Here is a 25220-nt window from a genome sequence, read left to right on the forward strand (position 1 = left end):
CTATCTGCGCTAAGATTGTTGAGTATATGTAATTTGTAAGCTCCTGCATTGAAATATACTCAGCCTCAGCGTTGCATCAGACACCCTGTAGCGGTCATCCTGCCGATACCCCGCTACCCAAATCAACTCGCCGTTTCCATTCACCAACACCGGAATGTCCTGCTTTTGTAACAGCGGGACTTTCTCATCAACAAAAAGATCACTGAGTTTCTTAAACCCCTTCATGCCTAAAGGCCTGAACCTGTCACCCTTCTGCCAGCTCCTGATCACCAGCGGAAAAATCAGCTTATCGGTAGCTACAAAAATCTTCCCATGGCCTTTATCAAATGGGATACCATCTTTAAATTCTGAGCGCTCATGATGTGAAAAATACAGTTCATTACCCCTAAACGCTACCATTTTATCCTGTAGATGAATCAGCATGTGTTTATTTTCAGTCGCATCCTCCTTTACCGTCATGATCAGGTGTTCACGATCGACCGCCAGTTGGTACTTCCGGCTATAAAAAACAGCACCCACACGTGGATGTTCGTCCATGATGACACGCAGCAGGTCGGCAACCACCGTTTCCACAAAGCCATAGGGCTGCAAGAGCTCAAAAAGAAGCAGTCGCGCCGGATCCAGCTTTTTTAACGCCACTATCGGCAAATAAAAGGCATTGTTCCTTTGTACGAACAAGCGTTCATGATGTTCCTGGACGACTTGTCGCAGCACCTGTTCAGTATCCGAAAAACGCCGGATATTCTCACTGAAAGTCAACGCAAGGCCGGGATTGATCTCCCTGAGCAGCGGGATCACTTTCAGGCGGATCTTGTTCCTGATATAATTTGAGCTTAAATTGGAACTGTCCTCGACAAAATCAAGGTGATGTGCTACCACAAGGTCATCAATTTCCTGTCTCGACAGAAACATCAGTGGCCGGATCAGGTTTCCTCTCCTGGGAAAGATGCCGTGCAAACCGGAAATACCAGTTCCTCTGGTCAGATTGAGCAACACCGTCTCCATCGCATCGTCCTGGTGTTGCGCCAGTGCAATCACCTGATACCCCCGCTCGATCCGCAGCTGCTCAAACCACTCATAACGCAAGGTCCTTGCCGCCATCTGTGTAGACACCCCATGCTGCTTTGCATAGGCTTTCGTATCAAAATGAGTAACGTACACCGGAACATCCAGCATCAGGCCCAACATCTTCACAAAATGCTCATCACGTACAGACTCCTCACCGCGGAGGTTAAAATTGCAATGTGCAATCCCAAACGGATGTCCGCTTGCTTTAAACAGATGTGCCATCAGCACGGAATCCTTACCCCCGCTAACCGCGAGCAAAATCTTGTCGCCAGTCTCAAAAAGATGGTTTTCGGTAATGAATGTTTTAAACTGCTGAAGAGGTAACATGCTTCAAAAATAGTCATTTATTTAATTCGGCTTTACAAATCATCAGGTATAATAATGACTTCACCTTATCGTTTTAAAGATGTTTCCATGCCTGCGCTCAATCCCAAAGATTCAAGGTCAGCACGAACTGCAATAAAAACTAATTTGATAAAAATAGTTACCAAAAAACTAACTTTGTAAAGTGCTGAAAATACGACTTTTCCTATCCTTATGCCTTCTCCCCTTCTTGCTGCTCGCGCAGAAGAAGACGAAAATCATTCTACAAAGCTCCCAACGCGCAACCATAGATGCAAAGGCAAACATTTCTTACCTCAGAAATCCGGTATTCAGGCAGGACAATGCCACGTTGGCCTGTGATAGTGCCGTGTTCTATGAATCGAGGAACGTATTTGATGCATTCGACAACGTCCATATCAACCAGGCCGACACCATCAACATTTACTCCAAACGGCTGACCTATGATGGCAACACCAAAAATGCCCACCTGACCCAGAATGTTAAGATGATCGATAAGGAATCCATACTCACTACAGAAGTCCTTGATTACAACCTGGGTACCAAGATTGGAACATATGTAGAAGGTGGTAAGATTGTCAATAAGGATGTTACGCTAACCAGCAAAAACGGGTATTACTTCTCCAACAGCCGGGATGCCTACTTTAGGTACAATGTGGTGGTGGTTACCCCGCAAACGGTGATCAAGTCGGATACCCTCCGATACAATACTTTGACCAACTGGACTTATTTTTACGGCCCCACAAATATCAAAGGCAAAGACGACAACCTTTATACGGAGAATGGTGCCTACAACACCAAAACCCAGTACGCCTATTTCGGAAAGAAAAACCTGTATACCCAGGGATCAAAGTCGCTGAAAGGGGATAGCCTTTACTACGACGGTGTTGCTGGATATGGAAAGGCGGTAAAAAATATCGTGTTCAGGGACACTACGGATAAAACCGTGATGTACGGACAGCTGGGCTTTTACTATAAAATAGACCAGCGTACCATTGTGACGAAGAATCCATACATCGGCCTTGGCACTTCAGATTCGGTTACCGTCAACAACAAGCTACAACCAGACAGCCTCTGGATGGGTGCCGACACGCTGGAGACACAAATGGTCCTGCAGAAATCATTAAAGCTCCTTACTGCCCCCGTGCTGAAGAAAGACAACGAGCTTGGCGAAGAAGAGGGGCCACAGGAAGAGAAAATAGGCGCACAAAAAGGAGCGCCAAAGACCGGCCCGGGAAAGCAGAAGCCAGGTGCAGCTCCCGCAAATAAAAATCAGGCCGCGGTTACACCGACCCCCGCCACAGGTACCGATCAGCAGCTCAATCTCACGACGAACGATACGACCAAAAGGCAGCCCCCTAAAAAACTCAGCAAAAAAGAGCGCAAGGCGCTGGAGAAAAAAATAAAAAAAGGAGAGCTCCCGCCAGACAGCAGCTTGCTTAGCGTGGTAAAGACGGCGACCGACAGCCTTAAAAAATCGGGAATCAATCCGGATAGCTTGCTGGCGAAAGGTGTAGACAGCTCCCTGCTTGATAGTGTAACGAAAAAACTGAAGTCTGACACTACCCTGCAGAAGGCCGCTGCAAAGATCAGCGCTACTGCAAAACAAGCTGCAGCATCACAGAAAAAAGCCGGAAACGTCAAAGAGCAGACAAAAAAAGCAGCAGGAAAGGTGACCGCGGCGGTTCCGGGATTAAAAGATGCGGCAAAAACAGCTATACAGGACTCGTTACCGCTCAGCCCTGCAGACACCATCAAAACCCGCGTGATCAAAGCCTACCACCATGTCAGGGTCTTCAAAAGCAATATGCAGGCCCGCGCCGATTCCCTGTTTTATACCAGTGCCGACTCCACCTTACGCTGGTATGGCAGCCCGATCTTGTGGGCCGAAGGTTCACAGCAAACGGGAGACACCATTTACCTGCGACTAAAAGATAAAACCATCCGCTCCTCACAGGTCATCGAAAAGGGCTTCCTTGTAAACGTCAATGCGGACTCACTCAGGTATAATCAAATCAAAGGAAAACTCATCACCGGTTTTTTTGAGAATGGCAAGCTCAACCGCATGTTTGTAGATGGCAATGCGGAAAGCATTTATTTCAACAAAGATGAGGATAAGAACATCTATACTGAGATGAACCAGACGGTGAGCAGCAGGATTAAGATCCTCTTCAAAGAAAAAGAGATTGATCAGATCATCACCATTAAAGATCCTGAAGGTAAACGTACGCCGATACCTGAATTGAAGGAAGATGTCTTCCTTACCGGCTTCACCTGGAAGCCGGAATTACGCCCCCTTTCCAAGAAAGAAGTCATCAGCGGCAAGATAAAACCTAAAACTACTTCCCCAGCGAAGAAAGCAGCGGCAAAACCTGCGGCGAAAACAGCAGCCGATAAAAAAGGGGAATCGAAACCAAAAGTGCCGGAAAAAGACAAAAAACCTGCGCCGGACAGTTCAACAGAAAGCAGCACCGAGGGCACTCCCATAAAAGAAAAGCTACAGGAAACGCCACCACAAAAAATGACAGACAGTGCCGCAAAGCAACAGCTGAAGCTGAAAACGATGGCCAGCGACAGTGTGAAAAAAGAAATTACACCTGCTCCTTCAAAAAAGCAATAAGTTTACGCATGGCAATGGCCCGGTGACTGATCTCATTTTTCTGTGCCATGCTCATCTCTGCAAAGGTCTGCTCATATCCCTGTGGCTCGAAAATCGGATCATAACCAAAACCCTGATCGCCGACAGGAACTTCCCTGATCGTCCCTTCAATTACCCCTTCAAAAAGAAAAGTATTGCCTCCCTGAACAAGGGAGATCACAGTTTTAAACCGGGCTGCCCTGTTGACCTGCCCTTTAAGGCGATCGAGTAAAAACAAGAGGTTCGTACGGTCGTCCCTTACCCCAGAATAGCGGGCGGAAAAGATACCTGGTTCATTGTTCAGTGCTTCCACCTCCAGCCCGCTGTCGTCTGCAAAACAGTCCATTTGATAATTCGCAGCGACATAGTGGCTCTTCAGGTTGGCATTTTCAGCAAAACTGCTCCCCGTCTCCGGAATATCAGTTTCGCAACCAATGTCAGAGAGGTTCAGCACTTCATATTTACCTTCCAGCAGCTTGTTTACTTCCGCAGTTTTATATTGATTATTTGTTGCAAAGACGAGTGACCTCATGATAATTCCAATTGTTTTAAACTTCCCCATAACTGCTTCTTTCCTGCCGGATCCGCATCCAGTGCCTTCAGCTCCGAGGAAAAGATGATGCTCACCGCTCCTTCCTTCACAATGGTATGTGCCGGATGTACGCCAAGCCCCAGTTGGGATGGGCTTACACCAAAGGCAAAAATCAGGACACTGGAGAAGAACTCCTGAAACTGGCTGAATGTTGCCGGACCACATTTGGCGTAGTTGACCAGTGCAAAGTCATTGGCCGTTAAATTAACAGACTTCACGATCTTCCGCAACAACTCACGTCCGTTTTCATCACTTACGGCATGCTCAGGATCATTGACCAGCAGCAGGATATTCCGGCTGTTCTTGCCCATATACTCAAATGACAACTGCTGTGCAGGAACCTTAACAGGCAAAACCGGAGCCTGCGCTGGCCCTTCGGCATGCAGGGCAACAGCGGCCGGTCCGGCAACGTTAACCTCCTCCATATCAGAGGCTGAAGCCTCTCCATGGATCAGATAAATATCGTCTGTAAAAAATAAACGCAACGCTTCACCGTTAGCTGTTAGCGGACTATCCATTCGTAATCGTTTTATGGGGAATCTTTTTTCTGTTAAAATTAGTTAAATATCTTATTATAGCACCTTTATTTATTACTTTTATAGCTTAAAAATATACAGGATCCATCTTTTGTGAGAAAAGCTTACTGCGCCATCATCTTCAGTTTTTTGTTTTTAAGTGCCTCTGCACAGGAAGTTGCACGCATCAGCGGAAAGCCGGTAAGCAGCAAAGCGTTCATCTGGTTTTATAAGCGAAACCATAATGGTAACGGAAATGCCTCCTACAGGCAGCTCGAAGATTACCTGAACCTTTACCTCAACTTTAAGCTGAAGGTCCTCGATGCACTGGAGATGGGCTTCGACAAAGATACCGCTTATATCAACGAAGTGAACAACTACGAAAAGGCCCTGCGCGGACGCAAAAGGACAGCAGCAAAAAATGAAGCCTACACCATGATCATGGATGAATATAAGGATGCCGTCCTGATGTTCAACATCTCAGAAATTAAGGTATGGGATAAAGCTCAAAATGATGAGGCCCAGCTTCGCGCTTTTTATCAGCAGCACAAGACTGACTATGCTGATGCTCCCTTTGAGGAAGTCAGAGGGAAGGTCATCGGCGATTATCAGCAGCAGCTGGAGTACAACTGGGTGGCATCACTAAGGGCAAAATATACGGTAGAAGTATATCCCGAAAGATTGAGAGAACTGGCAAAATTATAAATGATGGTGCCTAAAGATTATAATACTAAATTTGCAAAAAAAGAATACAATTGAACTTACATAAAATGAAGAAATTTTTAGTGGTTGCGGGCGGATTAATCTGCCTGTTCTTGAATACACAAGCGCAAAGACAAAGTGTGGATAAAGTCGTGGCCGTATTGGGAAGCAATGTCATCCTGCTATCAGACATCAACCAGCAATATGCACAGTACCTCAACTCCGGCAACCCCTCAAATGAAAGTGTAAAGTGTCTGATCCTTCGGGAACTGCTGACCACCAAACTCCTGAAACAACAAGCGGAGATTGACTCCGTGATGGTAGATGACTCACAGGTAGATGAAGAGGTAGACCAGCGTATGCGCTACCAGATCCAGCGTGCCGGTGGTGAGGAAAGACTGGAACAGTTCCTGAACCGCTCCATCCTGCAATACAAGGACGAAATCAGACCGGAGATCAAAGAACAGATGATCTCCAGAAAGATGAAAGGAAACATCACCCAGGATGTGAGTGTTACTCCTTTGGAAGTAAAAAAATACTTTGATTCTTACAAAAAAGACAGCCTGCCTGATATCCCTACAGAGTTTGAAGTTGGAGAGATTGTACTCCACCCCACACTGACCAAGGCAGAGAAACAACGTTTCTACGATAAAATCGATGCCCTGCGCTTAAGGGTAAAAAGTGGTGAGGATTTTGCCTTCCTGGCCAAGTCCTATTCTGAAGATCCTGGATCCGCTCCTGATGGTGGAGACCTTGGTTTCTTCGACAGGGCGCAGATGGTGAAAGAATTTACGGCATGGGCCTTCAAACTGAAAGCTGGTGAAATCTCGCCTGTGTTTGAGACCGAGCATGGATACCACATCCTTCAGGTGATTGAACGTCGTGGTGAGCAGGTACAGGCCAGACATATCCTTATCCGTCCGCAGAATACCCCACAGAGCATGGAACGCCTGAAGCTGCATGCCGACAGCATCTATAAAAACATTGTCAGCAAGAAAGTTCCTTTCTCTACAGCAGCATCTCTGTATTCGGACAATAAAGAGTCACAATATAACGGTGGTATGATCCTTTATGCGGATAACCAGACTGCCAGAACGACTTTTATCCCTGCGGATAAACTGGATCCAAAAGTATTTACCGTAGTAGACACCATGAAAGTGGGTGCGATCTCTGAACCAGTGGCCTTCACAGGAGATGATGGTAAAGAGGGATACAAAATCCTTTTCCTGAAATCAAAAATCCCACCACACAAAGGGAACCTGGAGCAGGATTATGCAAAATTCAAGGAAAAGGCCCAGGAAGCAAAAGTTGACCGCGTGCTGAGTGAATGGTTTGAAAAGAGAAGAGAAACCACCTACATCAGAATTGACGAAGATTACAACCAATGTGATGAGTTAAAGATCTGGAGAACTAAAGTAGAAGAAAACAAATAATACATATGCAGTTTGAAAATGAAATCAAAGCAGTAGATGCCCTTCACCAGTCATATCATAACATCAGGACTGAAATTGGTAAAGTTGTTATCGGACAGGATGCGGTCGTTAAGTCTGTTTTGATTTCTATTTTCAGCAATGGACATTGCCTGCTTGTAGGTGTGCCGGGGCTGGCAAAAACACTGCTCGTCCAAACTGTTGCCAATGTGCTCGACCTGAACTTCAACAGGATCCAGTTCACACCGGACCTGATGCCCAGCGACATCATTGGTGCCGAAATCCTCGGTGACGACAGGAACTTCAAATTCATTAAAGGGCCGGTATTCTCCAACATCATCCTTGCTGATGAGATCAACAGGACTCCACCAAAAACACAGGCCGCACTGCTGGAGGCCATGCAGGAAAAGGCAGTCACCGCAGCGGGTCAGAGACACGCGCTGCCCAATCCTTTCTTTGTACTCGCCACGCAGAACCCAATAGAACAGGAAGGTACCTACCCGCTTCCTGAAGCACAGCTGGACAGGTTTATGTTCAACGTGCACCTCGACTACCCTTCTTTTGAGGAGGAGCTGACCATCGTTAAAAACACCACCAGCAACCAGGGAACTTCCCTCGCCAAGGTGATCAATGCTGAACAGATCCAATATTTCCAGAAACTGGTCAGAAACATTCCCATTACCGACAATGTAGTGGAATATGCAGTGAAACTGGCCAGCAAAACACGTCCGCATACGCCCCTGGCAACGGAAGAAGTAAATAAATACCTCAGCTGGGGCGCCGGCCCGCGGGCATCGCAATTCCTGGTGGTAGGTGCCAAATGCCATGCTGCCATATCCGGCAAGTATTCCCCTGATATTGAAGATGTTCAGGCCGTTGCCGAAGCCATCCTCAGACACCGGATCGTGAGGAACTATCGTGCCGAAGCCGAAGGGCGTTCCATCGAACAACTCATCAAAAACCTATTCTAAGCAGAAGGATTTTATTCAGCCTTCAGCATGTCGTATAAGTTCGGATAATCCGTCACCAGACCGTCTACTCCCAGATTGATCAGGTACTTCATGTCTTTTGTAGAATTGACCGTCCATGGGATGATCTTCACACCGGCCGCATGACAACGGTCGACCAGACCTTTTCCTACCAATACGGAATAGGGACTGTACACCGTAGGTTTAAAACCCAATGCCTCAATGTTGTTTTCAAAATCTTCCTTCTCATCAATCATCAATGCCGTTTTTATCTTCGGATAATTATCGTGGAGATACTGCAGTGTCCTGATGTCAAATGATTGTATGGTGACACGCTTCTGCAGTTTTTTCTTCTTCACAATGGCCATCACCAGCTCTACAAATTCCGAAGGCTCTGGCTGAAATTCCAGATCGCCCTTAGGAATCAGCTTTGTTTCGATGCTGTAATTGGGTTTAAGGAGTCTCTTCTGCTTCACATAAGCCTCTACGGAATCAATGGTTTCCTCCAGCAAAGGTTTATAAGCCCTATATTTCTGCTGGCCGGGGAAGCGACCGTGGATCTTGGATCCCACATCATACTTCCGGACATCTTCATAATTCATTTTGAAGATGTTGAACTTCTTTTGCTCTTCCAGCGTGATCGCCTTGCCGTTGGGTTTTAAGCTAATCTCTGCATTAAAATAGGGCTCCTGGGAAAGCACTACCATCCTGTCCTGAGACACAACCACATTCATCAGTAAAGTATTGACACCAAGGTCCAGGGCCTTCAGCATGGACGGAACGGTGTTTTCAGGCATAATGCCCCTTGCACCACGATTTCCCTGTAAATCGAACTTCTGGGCCATCACCTGAAAAGCACAGGAAAACACCGCAATAAATAGTACTATTTTCTTCATCAAATGGTTTGTTTGTATTCCTTAATAACGCCGATACCAGGATCTTGATATGCCTTTCAGGAATGAGTACAATAAAAAAGGTTTCTTAAAGATCATTTAAGAAACCTGATAAATCATTTACGAATGCCTGGTGTGCTGCAGACTAGCGTTCTGCGGGTGCAAATACCTGGGCAATCAGGTTCCAGTTGTGGTCCGGCTGACGTTCATAGATGAACACGTAGTTGAAACTCTCCCTCAACTCGGCCTTATAATCGATCGTTGCCACCCCATAGGTATAGGCAAGATCTCCGCCCAGTGCTTTCACCGCCTTTGTCGTTTTCAGGTTCATGTTTTTAACCATTCCGTTGAAGAAAGCTACCGCTTTATCTTTACCGATAATGGGCTCATAACCCGGGAATAATACCCTTACATCAGGATTTACAAAACCTGCGAAAGCTACAGCACCATATGATTTCAACGTAGTATTCAATGTTTTCTCCGTAGTCAGGATGATGTCTGTACCCGCAGCCATTTGTTTTTCAGTAGCGAACTTCGGTTTGTAATAGTCCTTAGGCTCTACAAATTTTGTTTCCACTTTGTTCAGCGGTTTATTATGGGTAACGCCAAGATCCAGTGCCAGCTCCCATTTACCGTTGACCACCTTCCAGATGGACAGGTATTGTCCGTAGGCCAGCTGATCTGCCCCTTCAGTAAAGGCTCCGGTAGTAAAACCCCAGTCGCCGCTCCGGGATACCCTGGCATAAGCAGGTGCCCAGGTCAGCCCTTTGCTGTCATCACCTGCCCCATGGTAAAAAGTTTTTGCATTTACCGGATTAGGACGGAACACGAGCGCGTCACTTGCTGAAAAAGCAAGATAGGCATCTTTGGTGCCTTTTTTCGTTACTTCATCAGCGAACTCTTTCTCTGCATTCAGAAGAGATCTGGTACTGCCGTCAGATTTCTGTGCCTGTACGCCAAAGGCGATACCAGAGGCCAGCAGGGTCATATAAAGGATTTTATTGATCATAATTTGTGTCGTTATAAACGTATAGGTTAAGATGTTCTTGTCTAAAATAAGAAGTCCAGCACTAAGCTTTGCTCCAGGTGGTCCCCTCTTTACTGTCCTTCAACTGTATGCCCATGCTTTGCAAGCCCAGGCGGATCTTGTCGGAGGTCGCGTAGTCTTTGTTTTCCTTGGCAGTTTTCCGAAGGTCGATCACCATATCCAGAACAGAATTGAGTTCCACATTGGAGCTGTCTTCATCTTTTAGTCCGAAGATCTCAAAAACAAAATCGTTCATCAGCTTTTTCAACTCCTCCAGTGACGCAGCAGAGATCCTGCCCTTGCCGTCATATACGGTATTGATGATGCGTACCGCTTCAAACAATTCTGCAATGACCACCGGACTGTTAAAGTCATCATTCATGGCTTTCACGCAATTTTCAGCAATTGGCCTGATGTCAAAATCACTCGCTTCGGACGGCACCAGTTTGTCGAGCAGGCTGACCGCGTTCATCAGGCGGCGGAAGCCCTTTTCCGAGGCATCCAGTGCCTCATTAGAAAAGTCAAGTGTGCTTCTGTAATGTGCCTGTAACATAAAAAACTTTACCGTCATTGGGCTGAAGCCTTTTTCCAGCAGCACGTGGTCCCCTTTGAACAACTGTTCAGGAAGGAATCCGTTACCTGCTGATTTCGACATCCTTGCACCATTTACAGTCAGCATATTGGTATGCATCCAATATTTAGCTGGTTGTTTGTGGCTGCAGGCTTCCGACTGTGCGATTTCGTTGGTATGGTGTGTCGCTGCAAGGTCCATGCCTCCACCGTGGATGTCAAACTCTTCACCAAGATACTTGGCGCTCATGGCTGAACATTCGATATGCCAGCCTGGAAAACCTTCACCCCAGGGTGAGGCCCAGCGCATCAGTGTTTCCGGCTTTGCCTTAATCCACAAGGCAAAGTCCAGTCGCCCGCGTTTCTGGTCCTGTCCGCCAAGCTCTCTGGTATTGGCCAGCATGTCTTCCAGGTTCCTGTTGGTAAGAATGGTATAATTATAGGATTTGCTGTATTTTTCTACATCGAAATAAACCGTTCCATCTGCTTCATAGGCATAACCATTGCTGATGATTTCTTTGATCATCTCAATCTGCTCAATGATGTGACCTGTAGCAGTAGGCTCAATGCTCGGCGGCAGGGTATTGAACATCCGCAGTACATCGTGGAATCCCAGCGTGTACTTCTGTACAATCTCCATTGGCTCCAGCTGCTCCAGCTTTGCTCTCTTAGCAAATTTATCATCCCCCTCATCACGGTCGCCCTCAAGGTGCCCTGCATCTGTAATGTTGCGCACATAGCGAACTTTATAGCCACTGTACTTCAAGTACCTGAATATTAAATCAAAAGAGATGAAAGTACGACAATTCCCCAGATGGACATCACTGTAAACGGTAGGTCCGCACACATATAACCCCACATTGGGAGCATTTAGCGGTTCAAAAACTTCCTTTTTGCGTGTAAGGGTATTGTAGAGCTGTAAGCCTGTATTCATGTTGCAAAGGTAAAAATTTTAGCGCGTTAATCTCAAATCACTGCGAACAGGAAAATGATCTGACAATTTAGCCGGAATGACCAGATGGTTTAATACCTCTATGTCTTTCGTCACTGCAATATAGTCAATCTGGAAGTTAGGAAACTTGCCGTTATACGTTTGGCCAAATCCTGACCCTTTTTCCCGAAAAGTACTCTTCAACGATTTCGTCATTTGCGTAGCCGCGTAAGAAGCAGGTGTATCGTTGAAATCGCCCGCAATTAAATAGGGAATACTACAGTTGCCCATGTGCGCTTTCATCAGGTCTACCTGCATACTGCGTTTCATAAAAGCATTCTTCAGCATACCAGCGATACGCTTCGAGGGCTGCAGATCAGGATCCATACTCTTCTTCACCTTATCAAGATAGGTATAATCCTGTTTGTCAAAAGAAATGGACTGCAAATGCACATTGTAGACCCTGAGTTTCTTCTGGTGTACTTCCACATCAATAAAAATACTGCCATTGCCGATGTGGTTATTACCAAATGGAATAACTCCCTTATTTACAATCGGGTATTTGGAAAAGATCGCCAGCCCAGATGCTTCATAATCGTTCTCACTGGAGGAGACGAAATAATAATACGGTGTTTTTAAAATGGTCTTGAGGCTATCGGTGATGTCAAAAGTACCCCTTCTGCGGGTATAGTATTCCTGAAAACCGATGATGTCAGGGTTTTGGTCTTCAATGAGCTTGAGCATCTGGTGTTTTACCCGCTCAAACTCCTGCCCCTCGTGTGGTTTAAAACCATGTACATTATAGGTCATCATCCGGACGACGGATGAATCGGCCTTAGACCCTTCTCCTTTTTCACCACTCAGGCTGATGGTTGCCGTCAACGCATGCCAACCAAGAAGGATCAACGCCAGCGTACCTCCTGCAAAGATCCAGCGTTTGCGGATGCACCACCAGACGATCATGAGGATGTTCAACATCAGGATGTAAGGATAGGCAAGGCCGAAAAAAGGAAAATATTTAAAATCCCGGGGATCAACTTTACCCGCCAAAGTGCCCATGATCAGCATCAGTACCAGGATGAGCGCAGCAGTACGAACCAGTTTATCTATAAATGTAGGTTTTGATCTATCCATTAATTAATGTTTGCTTGCCTTAAATAACGTTTCTTTCTCTTCCTTGGTCAGTTTATCATACCCCGTCCTGGAGATCTTATCCAGGATTGCATCGATCTCCCCCTGGTTCACACCAACGGTAGCATTTTTCGAAGTCGCAGTATTCTTGTTGTCATTACGAACCACCCTTAGCTTTGGCTTCCGCTTGAAGAGGTTACTCCAGTCCTTACCATTCTGTAACATCTTGATGTAGGTAAAGCCCATAATTGCCCCCCCCAAATGCGAAAAGCTACCTCCGGCACCGACCGTGCCAATGCCAATCAGGTCCAGTGCAATGTAGGCTGCAGCCAGGTACTTGAGCTTCACATCGCCCAGCAACAGCAGGCGCATGCTGTAGTCGGGCAGCAGGGTCGCTGTCGCTACGATAATGGCCATTACAGAAGCCGACGCTCCCACAATGGTTGCTGAGGAAATGCTGTCGGCAAAAACCGGAAACACATTATAAGCCAGTGCATATATAATGGCGCCCGCAAAACCGCCTGAAAGGTAAACAAAGTGAAACTGTCTAGGCTTCAGAAAGTCCAGGAAGATGTTCCCCAGCCAGTACAGCCACAGCATATTAAACAAGACATGCATCAGACCATCATGTACAAACTGGTACGTAAGGATAGTGTAAAAGCGGAAAGGCAGCTTGGACAGTGTCGCCGGAAATCCAGCATACTCCCGCACCAGCATATTGAAGTTGCCATCGCCACTACCCGACAGGAAGAAGGGTATTCCCGCCAAAGCAATCACCAGGAAGATCAGCACATTGATACCAATGTAAAAGAACACCGGATTGCCCGATTTAAAAACTTTGTACTTCAGGTCTTCAAAAAGATTACTCATAATATTTATAAAATCTGTTGTTGTCCTTGTCCTTCCACAATTTTACGAGGATGAAGCCCAGCAGGGCACCCCCAAGGTGTGCATAGTGCGCGATTGAATCTCCTGGAATCCTGGCCACGCCCAGGAAAAGCTCGGCGAGGATATAAATCGGAATGATAAACTTCGCCTTGATCGGAATCGGGATCAGCATGATGTACAACTCCGTATTTGGATACAACATCCCGAAGGCAACCAGCAGCCCGAAGACCGCACCAGAGGCCCCTACCATAGGAAAACCATAAATGCCCAAAAGTGTATTTTTCTCTTCCTCAGACAGGCCTGGGATTGAAATGTTCGCCTGGATGCCCTGGTTCACCAATTCCATATCCGTAATGCCACTGTTGAATATCGAACCGGTAATGTGGTAAACCTCATATGCCTGCACCCCCAGCTGAAGCGCTACTGCTCCCAGCCCTGTAATCAGGTAAAAATTAAGGAACCGTTTCGCCCCCCAGCGGCTCTCTATCACACCGCCGAACATAAAAAGGGCGAACATGTTAAAGAAAATGTGTGCAATGTCGCCATGCATGAACATGTAGGTTACCAGTTGCCATACCCTGAAAAACGGGGAGTCGATATAAAAGGCCCCCAACAGATAATCAAGGTTGGCCAGTCCGATGTTGTTCAGCACATATTTGGCCGCAAAAAACAGCACATTGATGATGAGCAGGTTTTTTACTACCGGCGGCAGGTTAATGTTGTTCATTTATGTTTATTTATCAAATTTTTTATCCAGTTCAGTAAGCCCAATGGTCTGAATCACGGGTTTACCACTAATGCTAAAGTTAGGACTTTTACAGGCGAAAAGCTCTTCAATGAGTGTATTCATCTCCTGCTGGCCCAACACCGCACCACTTTTGATGGAGCTGTTACGCGCCATGCTCCGGGCAAGTGCATCACGTTTGTCCAGCTTCAGCTCCTGCTGAGAATTCTTAAATCCTTCAATCAGGTGCTCAAACAGCTGTGTTTCGTTAATGTTGTTGCTTCCCAGGTCTACCGGGATCCCTTCTATAACTAACGTATTTTTACCAAACTCTCTTACTTCAAAGCCTAAACTTTTTATGTCATCCAGCAAACTTTTAGCCAATTCATAGTCGTTATGACTCAAAGTGACCGTCTGTGGGAAAAGACTTTGCTGGGAAGCACCCTTACGGTCTTCCAGGTGAAGACTAAAACGCTCATAAAGGATGCGCTCATGTGCGGCCTGCTGGTCGATCACCATCAGTCCCGACTTGATCTGAGAGATGATGTACTTGTTGTGGAGCTGCATCAGCTGCTTCTGTACGGGTACGAGTGAATCATCGGCAGGCAGACCCGGCAGCTCCATGGAGGTCTGTTCCTCTGGTGCATGGTTGGCGATCTCATACAGGGAACCCCAGTTTTTGGTGCTAGGAGAAATGCCACCACTGTAGTTTCTGGAAAAGTGAGTCTCCTTCTGAGGTTTGTCCTCACTGAAAGGATTGAAATCCGGGTTGAAAGAAATGCTCGGTGGCACAATCTCCTCAGGAGCCTTCGGTGTAATCATGCCGCTGAAACCCGTCTCCTGATCAAAGTCAATCGTCGGACTGATGTTAAAACGTCCCAAAGAACGCTTCACCGCCGAATGGAGAATCGCATAGATGGACTTCTCATCCAGGTATTTGATCTCTGTTTTCGTTGGATGTACATTCACATCGATCTTTGCAGGATCGATGTCTATGAACAACACATATAAGGGAAAATGATCATCGGGAAGCAGGTCTTCATAAGCCCTGTTCACCGCATGGTTCAGATAATTATCTTTGATAAAGCGATTGTTTACGAAAAAGAACTGTTCACCCCTGGTTTTCTTGGCGAACTCAGGCTTGCCAATAAACCCCTTTAGGTTGATGATGCTCGTCTCCTCCTCTACGGGGATCAACCGCTGGTTATAGTTATTTCCAAAAAGATGGACAACACGTTGTTTCAATACGGAGGAAGGGAGCCGGTAAATCTCCACCCCATCATGGTGCAGACTGAAAGCAATGGCAGGATAAGCCAGTGACACCCGCTGGAATTCGTCAATTACGTGACGCATCTCCGCAGGGTTACTTTTCAAAAAGTTTCTCCTCGCCGGGGTATTGAAAAATAAGTTCTTGATGCAGATGCTCGTTCCTTCAGATGCCGCTACAGGCTCCTGGCTAACGACCTCCGATCCTTCAATATGAATCAGCGTACCCAGCTCATCTTCATGCCTCCGTGTTTTCAGCTCCACCTGCGCAATCGCCGCAATGGAAGCCATCGCCTCACCGCGGAAACCCATGGTACGTATCGCAAAAAGGTCTTCCGCCTTACGCACCTTCGAGGTGGCATGGCGTTCAAAACACATGCGCGCGTCTGTGATGCTCATGCCGCAGCCGTTGTCGATCACTTGTATCAATGCCTTGCCGGCATCTTTCAAAATCAACTGTATCTTCGTCGCCCCTGCATCAATGGCATTCTCCAGCAGCTCTTTCACGGCTGATGCCGGGCGTTGTACCACCTCTCCCGCAGCAATCTGATTTGCAACACTATCCGGTAAAAGTTGTATGATATCTGACATTTATCGATTTATAGTAAAGGTTGCTAATTTAGGCAAAATAAGGCTCATCCCGTTTTTTTCAATAGAATATAATTGTTTTTTAATGGTCAGGAATCATAGATTACCGCCTTTTCATTTTATTCCATACGCTTTCCCGCCGGGATTCGTTATTCCTTTTTCTATCTTTAATGCGGGAATCGTTCAACAAAAAATACCTATGATAAAAAACAACCTTGCAGGGATCGTCTTCACCAGTGTCATCGCGCTATTTACCTTCAATGCCTGCGCACAGGACCACCAGCAGAACCAGCAAAAACTCAGCAGTCTTAATGCCGTCAGCAACACCACGACACTCCTCAATAACGAGGAGCAGCTCATTCCCATTAAGAAGCTCGAACAGCAGAATATTGCTTCTGTGGCGTTGGGGTTCAGCTTTCAGACGACATTTGACAGCCTACTGAACAAGTACACCAAAGTCAGCCCTTTTTCCCTGGATCAGTACAGAGGTGCACCTACATTGGACGCGCTCGAAGATGACCTCAAGTATTTCAACACGGTCATCATTTCGCTTCCAGTAGCGGCCAGCGCTGATCCGCGCAACATGAACTTCATCCGCAATGTATCAAAAAGCAAAAAGGTCATCCTCACCCTTTTTGGTGAAACCGGCAGCCTTATTGCTTTTGACGAACTGAAAACGCCCCTGATCTGGTCTATGCAGAATACAGATGAGGCGGCAACCATTGTGCCACAAGTCATTTTTGGCGGTATAGCGGCCAGCGGCCGGCTTAGTAATAACTACTCGATGAAGTACACCTCCGGAAAGGGCTTCAGCACCACTGTCAGCCGACTCAAATATACCCTTCCTGAAGATGCGGGCATCAACTCCAACAACCTTCGGGAAATAGACAACATCGTTAATGAGGCCCTCAATGCCAAGGCTGCTCCAGGCATGGTCGTGCTTGTCGCCAAAGATGGTAAGGTCATCTTCAACAAAGCCTATGGCAACCATACTTATGGAGGCCTTCCTGAACGGGTAACCGATATTTTTGACCTGGCCTCCCTTACCAAAACCACAGCCACCACCCCGTCGGTAATGCGCCTTGTGGAACAGCATAAACTTAACCTCGATACCAATATCGGTGCGTATATCCCTAAGGCACGCCTGACGCCCATGAACCCGATCATGGTCAGGGAAGCCATGCTCCACCAGGCTGGTTTTATCCCTTACATCCCTTTTCATGATGCCGTAAAAACAGGCGACTACAGCCGGGATTCCAGTGCTGCTTACCCGACAAAGGTGGCCGACAACTATTACGTCAGAAAGGATTATTTTAAAGAGGTCATGTGGCCGAAGATGCTCAATGCGCCCATCAGGACCCGCGGAAAATATGTCTACAGCGACATCAGCATGTATGTGATGAAAGATATTGTGGAACGTTTGAGCGGAGAACCGCTGAACGATTATGTATGGGAGAATTTCTACAAACCCCTGGGAATGCAGACCGCAGGGTTCCTGCCCCGCAACAGGTTCAGCAAAGAACAAATCGTCCCTACAGAACAGGACAATTACTTCCGCAAAACTTTACTGGAAGGGTACGTCCATGATCAGGGTGCGGCCCTTGCTGGGGGGATTTCCGGGCATGCCGGACTATTTGCCAGTGCAAACGACGTGGCCATTCTCTACCAGATGCTCCTCAACAGAGGCAGTTATGGCGGCACCCAATACTTTCAGCCCGAGACCGTGGATACCTTTACCAAAAAACAATCTGAGGTCAGCAGAAGAGGTCTGGGCTTCGACAGGTGGGATCCTGATTCCAGCAAACGTTACCCTTCGGAACTGGCCTCGCCACAAACATATGGACATACAGGTTACACAGGAACCTGTGTATGGGTTGATCCGGCAAAAGGATTGGTATATGTATTCCTCTCCAACCGTGTAAACCCCAGTGTCACCGAAAAGCTAGGCAACATGCGCATCCGCCCAAGAATCCAGGACGCCATCTACCGCGCTATAGCAAAAGGAAATCTTTAATATATAAAAGGGGCCTTAACAAGCAAAATCCCCCGGATCACAACAGATGACCCGGGGGATTTTTTCTATCATAGATTTTATTTCATTTACATCTTCAGGCCGATCTCTCTCAGACGTTCGTCAAGGTATTCCCCTGCCGTCATATCCGAATAAACCTTGGGATGTTCGGCATCAATCGTAGAAGGCAGGCTGGCCAGGTCCATATTGGCACGTGGATGCAGAAAGAAAGGAACGGAGAATCTGGAAGTCTTCATCAGCTCCCTTGGCGGGTTTACCACCCGGTGTGTGGTCGACCGCAGTTTGTTGTTCGTCAGTCGTTGCAGCATATCTCCTACATTCACCACAATATCCGTATGCCCCGCTTTGATTGGCAACCATTCACCGTTGCGTGTCAACACTTCCAGCCCATCCGCACTTGCCCCAATTAATAGGGTAATGAGGTTGATGTCTTCATGTGCACCGGCACGGACCGCATCATCAGGCAAAGCATCCGGATTTTCAATTGGAAAATAATGTATGCCACGCAGGATGGAATTTCCATTGTGCACATGCTGATCAAAATAGTCTACAGGGAGCTCCAGATAAGTAGCGATCGCACGCAACAGATGTTTTCCATTGCTTTCCAGACGCTGGTAAATCTCACGTGTCACTTCGTTAAACTCAGGAATCTCTTCCAGATATTCATTTGCCGGATATTCGAACTTGATCGGATCGTTATCCAGCACCTCCTGCCCGATTTGCCAGAACTCCTTTAAATCGGCAGTTTTCGCACCTTTCGCTGTTTCCTTACCCGGACTGGTATAACCACGTTGCCCGGCAAGCGCTATCTTTTCATATTTTTTCTTCTGATCAGGAGAAAGACTGAACATTGCCTGGATGTTTTGATACAACTTGTCGATCAGCTCCTGACTAAGTCCATGGTTGGTGATGGTCACAAAACCGGAATCATTGAATGCCCTGCCCAATTCGTCAGAGAATTTTTTACGCTGCGCATCATTTCCGTTAATGTAGGAGCCCAGATCTAAACTTGGAATATAAGGTGTTGACATATCGATGGTTTTAATAAATATTGATGGTTAAAGCTAAGAAACAATTGTTGATAAACATTCTGCCACAAGCTTTATGCCGTATAACCGGCTATTGATAAAAAAGTTAAGTTATCCACAAAAAAGCAGTCGGCAGCGTTTTTTTATCAGCAGATTGTAATTAAGTGGCCTTCATCTGCTGCACTGCAAACTATCCGCAGCATCCCTACGTAATATCTTTTGAAAAAGGTTTTTTTCATCTTATCATTACAATTATGAAGCAGCTATCAATCATCCTCCTCTTATTCTTTTCTGTTTTCAGCAGCAAGGCACAGTCTGCAAAATTGCAGAAAGCAACCTTTGGTATGGGATGTTTCTGGTGTTCAGAAGCACTCTTCCAGCAACTCAATGGGGTGACTGCCGTAAGGTCGGGATACGAAGGCGGCAACGTTGCCAATCCAAGTTACGAGGACGTATGTACCGGAACAACCGGACATGCCGAGGTGATCGAAGTGACCTACGATCCTCAGAAAATTAAATATGACGAGTTACTGGAGGTATTCTGGAAAAGTCATGATCCCACCACCCTCAACCGTCAGGGTGCTGATGTGGGTACGCAGTACAGGTCAGTTATCTTTTATCATAATGATGAACAGAAGAAAATTGCCGAACAGTACAAAAAAGAATTGAATGCGAGTAAGGTATTTCAAAAGCCCATCGTTACAGCCATCACTAAAGCAGCCCCTTTTTATGTAGCAGAGAATTATCATCAGGATTACTTCAACAAAAACGGCAGCCAGCCTTACTGCAAAATGGTCATCCTTCCAAAAAGGGAAAAACTGGAGAAGCTCTTTTAAGGCAACGCTCAAACATAAGTAGTTCGGGACTATCGGCATAAAATTAAAAGAGCAGCTGATGACATCAGCCGCTCTTTTAATTTTATGCCCACTTACCCTTTCCCGGTAGCTATGGATATTTCACGCCCCTGTATTTAGCGGCATCAACCGTAGAAATAGACGAACCATACTTGGCATTGATGGACTTGATGAATTCATTTGCAACGATGGCATACCCCAATTGTGTAAGGTGAATTCCATCAAGAGAAAACAGGTTCCCGCGGATGTATGCAGAACTCACTGCAATACCGCTTACCTTGGCACCCGCACCATAAGTCTTCAGCAGTTCCCCTGCGTCTACCACTGCAAGTCCCGCAGCGTTGGCTGCCGACTTAATCGTGTTGTTGTAGGCCGTTGTGAAGTCCATTACAGTCGCGACCTCATCCTTATCCAATACATATTTATTTTCTATAGGGTTCAGCGGATGCAGACCATAAGGGATGTTTGCCTGGTTTGGCACACCAAACACCCCATCAGAGCTTAGTGTAAGTGTAAAAAGATCCTCAGCTGTTGCGATACGGGTACCTGTAGCTGTACTGATGTATAGGTTTTCCACACCTGCACCATTAGGTGTGGCACGAACTGCGGCGAGTAAGGTCGCCAGTGTCACCGTCCTGAAGTAAGGTGTAATCGTCACATCCGGAATGGTAGCGACCACCCCTTTTGCACCTTTTGAAGTGAGCCTGTTCAGGGTTGCCTGGTATTTAGTGCTGAATGTCGCCTTTGGGGTTGGTACGTCTCCCACACCACCACCACTTGCATAACCAAGGATATCGTTGTTACCCAACCACATGCTGAAGAAGGTAAAATCTTTCTGCATCACGAAATCAATGTAAGTAGTCCCTGCCGGCCCTACATCGCCGGGCAGCAGGCGTTCATAAAAGCCATTGAAATATCCGAGTGGTGCAAAATCTACCTGGTCCAGCTTGATTCCGGGCACGCCATAGTTGTTCAGCTCTCCGGTATATTTGGTGTATAGGGTTACCGTACCCACAGGCGGACGTGTCACCTGGTTCCGTACGGCCAGTGCTGAGGTTTCAGCGCCAATGATCGGTGTACCATTAGGGTTAAAGCCCTTCAGGATCATGTAACCCGATCCGTTGGCCTGATCTTGATTAAAAAAGGGAGAGCTGAAGCTGCCCCCGCCTACTGCTTTCAGTTGCTGGGCAATCAATTCGGGATACGAGTTTTTCTGTCCTTCCAGGTATAGGCCGCGATCGGCATATCCTGAGGTCAGGGAATTACCTATAGCAATGTACCTGCTAAAGTCTGCCGTTCCTTTTGAAGGAGTAACCTCCTTAAACTCCGGCTTGCAGGATGCCATTGCAACAACTGCGACTGCCAGTACACTTCTGATGATATATGTTGGTTTCATTTGATTTATATTTTGATGATTACAATGCGGTCACTAGAATTTATAGGAGAAGGAAATCCCAGGGATGTAAGCCCTTGTTTTATATTCTCCACTCAGGCCAGACTCTCCGTTGGTCTGCTGTCTCGACATCACGTCTTCATAAAGGAAAGAAAGATCTACGCCAAACCCTTTAGTCCCCTGATAGCCTATCCCGGCACTGAGCAACAGTCGGTCGGCATCGGGCACTTCAGCAGTAACATGTTCATCATCCACGGGCGTGAGCGCATAACCTACCCCCGCACGAAGGGCCAGTTTTGCCGTTGTCTGATGCTGGAAGCCGAGACGAAAGGCTGCAGCATCATGGTAATTACGGGCAGAGCGCGTATCAGGAATCGTCGCATTGTTATCATAGTCGAAAGCCAGCTCTTTATATTTGTGCCAGTGCACCCAGTTGACATCCAGGGCCAGCGTTACTTTTTCCGATGGATAGATCCCAAAACCGATAGAGGTTGTCGCCGGCAGCGGTAGCGCTGCAGTAAACTTTGTTGGCAGAGTAGGCTGTAACGAAGATGGGCCCACAAAGATGGCATCGCCGTCATCCACATTGGCCGTAACCTGCGAGCGGTGGGTCACTCCTATGGTAATCCCTGCCTGGGTGTTGATATAAATACCAGCATTCCAGCCAAAATCTTTAGAATGACCTTTCAGTTGTGCCGTTCCTGCTTCACCGTTTTCACGTGTCAGCGGAAGTGCTTGCTGAAGATCTACTTTTCCTAATGCATACACCAGACCGCCACCAATACCAACATAATCACCCAGCTTTAAGCTCACTGTAGGTTGTATGTAAATGGCCTGCAGATCGAGGGACGTAACGGTATACCTACCGGTCCAATCGTCCTTCCAATGCATTGCTCCGCCAAAAGGTGTATACGCGCCGATACCGAAGCGCAACTTGTTTTCCGGGGAACCAAACACCGCATAGGCCATCGCCGGAGTGGCAATTTTATCCTTGTTGTATTCTGTAATTGCCGAGCCCGTCTGCCTGAAGGCCGTTTTAAGGTAGAGGGGACTTACCCCTGCCTGCACACCATTCTGCTTCAAAAAGGATACGGCACCGGGGTTAAAGAAAATGGCAGCCTCGTCCATGGCAAGCCCTGTACCGGCACCCGCCATTCCGATCTGCTTCTGCCCCTGCAGGTTCACCTGGAAGGATTGGGAAAAACCTAAAACAGGCAAACCCAGTAAAAAAATGAGTAGGATCTTTTTCATATTTGGTTAGATTTAATAGTGCTCATGATGTGCGTCTTCTGAAGGAACCAGGGATAATGAAAACATAACAAATTTCATTACCCTATGTTTTGTAAATCTAGCAGAAGCTATGCGCGCATAACATTATACGAGTTTAACAAATTATTGTCCTCCTTCCAAATAATTCCCGCATAATTTTTCGATATCATCTAAAAGTCATAAGCACCGATTTTTTTTTCCTTCATCAATAACGTGACTACATTTGCTAACGGTGTTAACAAATGCCATCATAAAGAAAACAAGAAACAAGAGATATGAGTGCAATTGAAGCATTAAAATGGCGTTATGCCACCAAAAAAATGAACGGCGAACCGGTTTCACAGGACAAAGTTGATCAGATCATTGTGGCAGCACACCTGGCGCCAACCTCTTCAGGCCTGCAGCCTTACAAAATTATTGTGGTGACCAACCCTGAGCTGAAAGAAAAAATCAAAGCGGTAGCCTATGGCCAGTCGCAGATTACCGACTGCTCACACCTGCTCATCTTTGCTGCATGGGAAAACTATACCGAGGAAAACATCAGGGCTGTTTTTGCACGCACACATCAGGAACGCGGACTTCCAGGAGACAGCAACTCTGATTATGTCAATAACCTCGTAGCCAATTATACAGCAAGGAGTGAGGAAGAAAACTTTACACATGCTGCAAAACAAGCTTACATTGGATTTGGTGTAGCCATTACTGAAGCTGCTTTCCTGAAAGTAGACGCCACGCCAATGGAAGGTTTCCAGGCGGCTGCGCTTGACGAACTGCTGGGCCTTAAAGACCTAGGACTGCGCAGCACTACTTTGTTACCTCTGGGATACAGGGATGCTGCCGGCGACTGGCTGGTGAACCTGAAGAAAGTACGCACACCGTTAAACGACTTTGTGATCGAATTCAAATAACGAAAATAATACATCATGCTCAAAAGGCCGGTCATTTACAAGACCGGCCTTTTTCTGTGGCTGGAGTCCTGCCTCAGGCGTTTCCAACCCTCCCTGCAATTGTCAAAAAATGTTAAAGATCAAGGATAATGAGGCTACTCAGGCCATAAATGAATATATTAGCCATGTTAACCGTATTCAACTATTTTAATGAGATCTTTAAACTTCATCATTACCTTCCTTCTGTTTTCTGTCGCCCTGCAATTCTCCGCACAGGCGCAGCAACAGGACAGCGTAGTCTTAGATAATATCCTGACCAAGACCAAAAAAATCGCCGAGCAATTCCCTGTAGAAAAAGTTTATGTCCACTTCGACAAGCCCTACTACAGCGTGGCCGATACCATCTGGTTTAAGGCTTATGTGACCATGGAGCAAAACCTGCCCTCACAGCTGAGCAAGATCGTTTACCTGGATGTCGTCAACAGCCGCGACTCCCTCGTGCAAACCATCAAGCTGCCCCTGGCGGATGGTGTCGTTGCCGGAAATATTCCCCTGACGCCAGGCACCTACAAACAGGACAACTATTACATCCGCGCGTATACCGTATGGATGATGAACTCCGGTGATCAGTATTTTTTCAATAAGACCATCACTGTCGGAGAGGCCATCGACAAACAGATAAATACCCACTTTAGCTATAAGACAACACAAACCGACAAAAGCCAGCTGATTGATGCGGTCGTACAGTATAAAAATGCAGACAATGTAGTCCAGGCCAATAAAGTCGTAAACTGGAAGGTCGTCTCTAATTATGAAACCGTAGCCAAAGGAAAAGGTACCACCGACCAGAATGGGATGCTCAGAATTAAGATCGATCCCAAGAAAAATGAAATCAAAAACGGGGAGCTCATTACGGACATCGTCCTGAGCGAACTGACCACCGTCAGCTCTTCGTTCCAGATTAAACCAACAGCAAGCGTTAACGACTTCCAGATGTTTCCTGAAGGTGGCGAGCTGGTGAGCGGACTGGCCATGCGCATTGGTTTCAAATCACTTAGCCCGAATGGCTTAGGAATAGACCTCAAAGGTACCGTGACTGATAATGAAGGCAATGCCCTTACTACTTTCAACTCTACACACCTGGGCATGGGCTCCTTTTACCTTACGGCAGATCCTGCGAAGAGTTATAAGGTCAATGTTACCTTTAAAGATGGCAGCACCAAAACTTTCGATGTTCCAAAGGCAAAACCCTCGGGCATCGTCACACAGATCAACAATACCGATGCACAGGCATTTAACCTGAAAATCCTGTCAAACGACGCCTTCTTTGCACAAAACCAGGGTAAGACCTTTTTCATCGTGGCCACCCACGAAGGTGTGATCTACTATGCAGCAAAAACAAGACTCTCTACACAAGTCAACGCGGCTAAAATCCCTAAAGACAAGTTCCCGGCAGGATTGTACAGATCACCCTCTTCTCTGAA

General features: G+C 46.6%; 20 protein-coding genes and 1 pseudogene. 8 read left to right on the forward strand and 13 right to left on the reverse strand.

From position 1 onward, the window contains the following. Positions 1 to 9: 9 nt before the first annotated feature. Complete coding sequence (gene tilS, locus PBAL39_RS22055) at positions 10 to 1395, reverse strand: tRNA lysidine(34) synthetase TilS (RefSeq protein WP_008245823.1); 1386 nt, start codon at positions 1393 to 1395, stop codon at positions 10 to 12. A gap of 181 nt (positions 1396 to 1576) precedes the next feature. Between tilS and PBAL39_RS22060 the strand changes: the two genes are divergently transcribed. Beyond that, entirely contained in the window at positions 1577 to 4030 is a 2454-nt protein-coding gene (locus PBAL39_RS22060; RefSeq protein WP_157274169.1) for an OstA-like protein, read from the forward strand. On the opposite strand, the gene rdgB is transcribed toward PBAL39_RS22060, so the two are convergent. Then, positions 4002 to 4580 (reverse strand): RdgB/HAM1 family non-canonical purine NTP pyrophosphatase, encoded by a 579-nt coding sequence (gene rdgB / locus PBAL39_RS22065; protein WP_008245826.1) that lies wholly within the window; start codon positions 4578 to 4580, stop codon positions 4002 to 4004. The two genes, PBAL39_RS22060 and rdgB, sit on opposite strands and share 29 nt — an antisense overlap. After that, positions 4577 to 5158 (reverse strand): hypothetical protein, encoded by a 582-nt coding sequence (locus tag PBAL39_RS22070; protein WP_008245828.1) that lies wholly within the window; start codon positions 5156 to 5158, stop codon positions 4577 to 4579. Before PBAL39_RS22070 ends, rdgB begins: the two co-directional genes overlap by 4 nt. 111 nt (positions 5159 to 5269) lie before the next feature. Here PBAL39_RS22070 and PBAL39_RS22075 point away from each other — a divergent pair, with 111 nt between their 5' ends. From PBAL39_RS22075 to PBAL39_RS22085, 3 genes are all read left to right on the forward strand, one after another. Then, positions 5270 to 5860: a hypothetical protein gene (locus tag PBAL39_RS22075; protein ID WP_008245830.1), complete on the forward strand. Its 591-nt coding sequence runs from the start codon at positions 5270 to 5272 to the stop codon at positions 5858 to 5860. A gap of 65 nt (positions 5861 to 5925) precedes the next feature. Further along, entirely contained in the window at positions 5926 to 7290 is a 1365-nt protein-coding gene (locus PBAL39_RS22080; RefSeq protein WP_008245832.1) for a peptidylprolyl isomerase, read from the forward strand. Between the two features lie 5 nt (positions 7291 to 7295). Continuing rightward, positions 7296 to 8258, forward strand: coding sequence for a MoxR family ATPase (locus PBAL39_RS22085; protein ID WP_008245834.1), 963 nt, complete (start codon positions 7296 to 7298; stop codon positions 8256 to 8258). Between the two features lie 11 nt (positions 8259 to 8269). On the opposite strand, the gene PBAL39_RS22090 is transcribed toward PBAL39_RS22085, so the two are convergent. From PBAL39_RS22090 to mutL, 7 genes are all read right to left on the reverse strand, one after another. Next, positions 8270 to 9151: a glycerophosphodiester phosphodiesterase family protein gene (locus tag PBAL39_RS22090; RefSeq protein WP_008245835.1), complete on the reverse strand. Its 882-nt coding sequence runs from the start codon at positions 9149 to 9151 to the stop codon at positions 8270 to 8272. Positions 9152 to 9293: 142 nt separating this feature from the next. Continuing rightward, complete coding sequence (locus tag PBAL39_RS22095) at positions 9294 to 10157, reverse strand: DUF4440 domain-containing protein (RefSeq protein ID WP_008245836.1); 864 nt, start codon at positions 10155 to 10157, stop codon at positions 9294 to 9296. 61 nt (positions 10158 to 10218) lie between these two features. Next, entirely contained in the window at positions 10219 to 11679 is a 1461-nt protein-coding gene (gene cysS, locus PBAL39_RS22100; protein WP_008245837.1) for a cysteine--tRNA ligase, read from the reverse strand. Positions 11680 to 11697: 18 nt separating this feature from the next. Further along, entirely contained in the window at positions 11698 to 12810 is a 1113-nt protein-coding gene (locus PBAL39_RS22105) for an endonuclease/exonuclease/phosphatase family protein (RefSeq protein WP_008245838.1), read from the reverse strand. A gap of 3 nt (positions 12811 to 12813) precedes the next feature. Continuing rightward, positions 12814 to 13677 (reverse strand): rhomboid family intramembrane serine protease, encoded by an 864-nt coding sequence (locus PBAL39_RS22110; protein ID WP_008245846.1) that lies wholly within the window; start codon positions 13675 to 13677, stop codon positions 12814 to 12816. Beyond that, entirely contained in the window at positions 13670 to 14422 is a 753-nt protein-coding gene (locus PBAL39_RS22115; RefSeq protein WP_008245847.1) for a rhomboid family intramembrane serine protease, read from the reverse strand. The genes PBAL39_RS22110 and PBAL39_RS22115 overlap by 8 nt, the downstream gene beginning before the upstream one ends. Before the next feature lie 6 nt (positions 14423 to 14428). After that, the gene (mutL, locus tag PBAL39_RS22120) at positions 14429 to 16276 is read right to left on the reverse strand and encodes a DNA mismatch repair endonuclease MutL (RefSeq protein ID WP_008245848.1); all 1848 of its coding nucleotides are present in this window, start codon (positions 16274 to 16276) and stop codon (positions 14429 to 14431) included. Positions 16277 to 16472: 196 nt separating this feature from the next. Between mutL and PBAL39_RS22125 the strand changes: the two genes are divergently transcribed. Then, positions 16473 to 18287 (forward strand): serine hydrolase, encoded by a 1815-nt coding sequence (locus PBAL39_RS22125; RefSeq protein ID WP_008245849.1) that lies wholly within the window; start codon positions 16473 to 16475, stop codon positions 18285 to 18287. Positions 18288 to 18373: 86 nt separating this feature from the next. Here the strand turns inward: PBAL39_RS22125 and PBAL39_RS22130 are convergent, their stop codons facing one another. Beyond that, the gene (locus PBAL39_RS22130; protein WP_008245850.1) at positions 18374 to 19336 is read right to left on the reverse strand and encodes an isopenicillin N synthase family oxygenase; all 963 of its coding nucleotides are present in this window, start codon (positions 19334 to 19336) and stop codon (positions 18374 to 18376) included. A 251-nt stretch (positions 19337 to 19587) separates the two neighbouring features. Here PBAL39_RS22130 and msrA point away from each other — a divergent pair, with 251 nt between their 5' ends. Beyond that, on the forward strand, positions 19588 to 20169 hold the full coding sequence (gene msrA / locus PBAL39_RS22135; RefSeq protein ID WP_157274170.1) for a peptide-methionine (S)-S-oxide reductase MsrA: 582 nt from the start codon (positions 19588 to 19590) through the stop codon (positions 20167 to 20169). Positions 20170 to 20278: 109 nt separating this feature from the next. Here msrA and PBAL39_RS22140 read toward each other — a convergent pair whose 3' ends face one another. Further along, positions 20279 to 21583 (reverse strand): SGNH/GDSL hydrolase family protein, encoded by a 1305-nt coding sequence (locus tag PBAL39_RS22140; protein WP_008245853.1) that lies wholly within the window; start codon positions 21581 to 21583, stop codon positions 20279 to 20281. A 33-nt stretch (positions 21584 to 21616) separates the two neighbouring features. Beyond that, on the reverse strand, positions 21617 to 22831 hold the full coding sequence (locus PBAL39_RS22145; protein ID WP_008245854.1) for an OmpP1/FadL family transporter: 1215 nt from the start codon (positions 22829 to 22831) through the stop codon (positions 21617 to 21619). A gap of 293 nt (positions 22832 to 23124) precedes the next feature. Here PBAL39_RS22145 and PBAL39_RS22150 point away from each other — a divergent pair, with 293 nt between their 5' ends. Together PBAL39_RS22150 and PBAL39_RS22155 are read left to right on the forward strand one after the other, a co-directional pair. Next, the gene (locus PBAL39_RS22150) at positions 23125 to 23757 is read left to right on the forward strand and encodes an NAD(P)H-dependent oxidoreductase (RefSeq protein ID WP_008245855.1); all 633 of its coding nucleotides are present in this window, start codon (positions 23125 to 23127) and stop codon (positions 23755 to 23757) included. Positions 23758 to 23946: 189 nt separating this feature from the next. Then, positions 23947 to 25220: pseudogene (locus PBAL39_RS22155) on the forward strand (carboxypeptidase regulatory-like domain-containing protein); the annotation flags it as partial.

The organism is Pedobacter sp. BAL39, from assembly GCF_000170795.1.
In the GTDB taxonomy this organism is placed as follows: domain Bacteria; phylum Bacteroidota; class Bacteroidia; order Sphingobacteriales; family Sphingobacteriaceae; genus Pedobacter.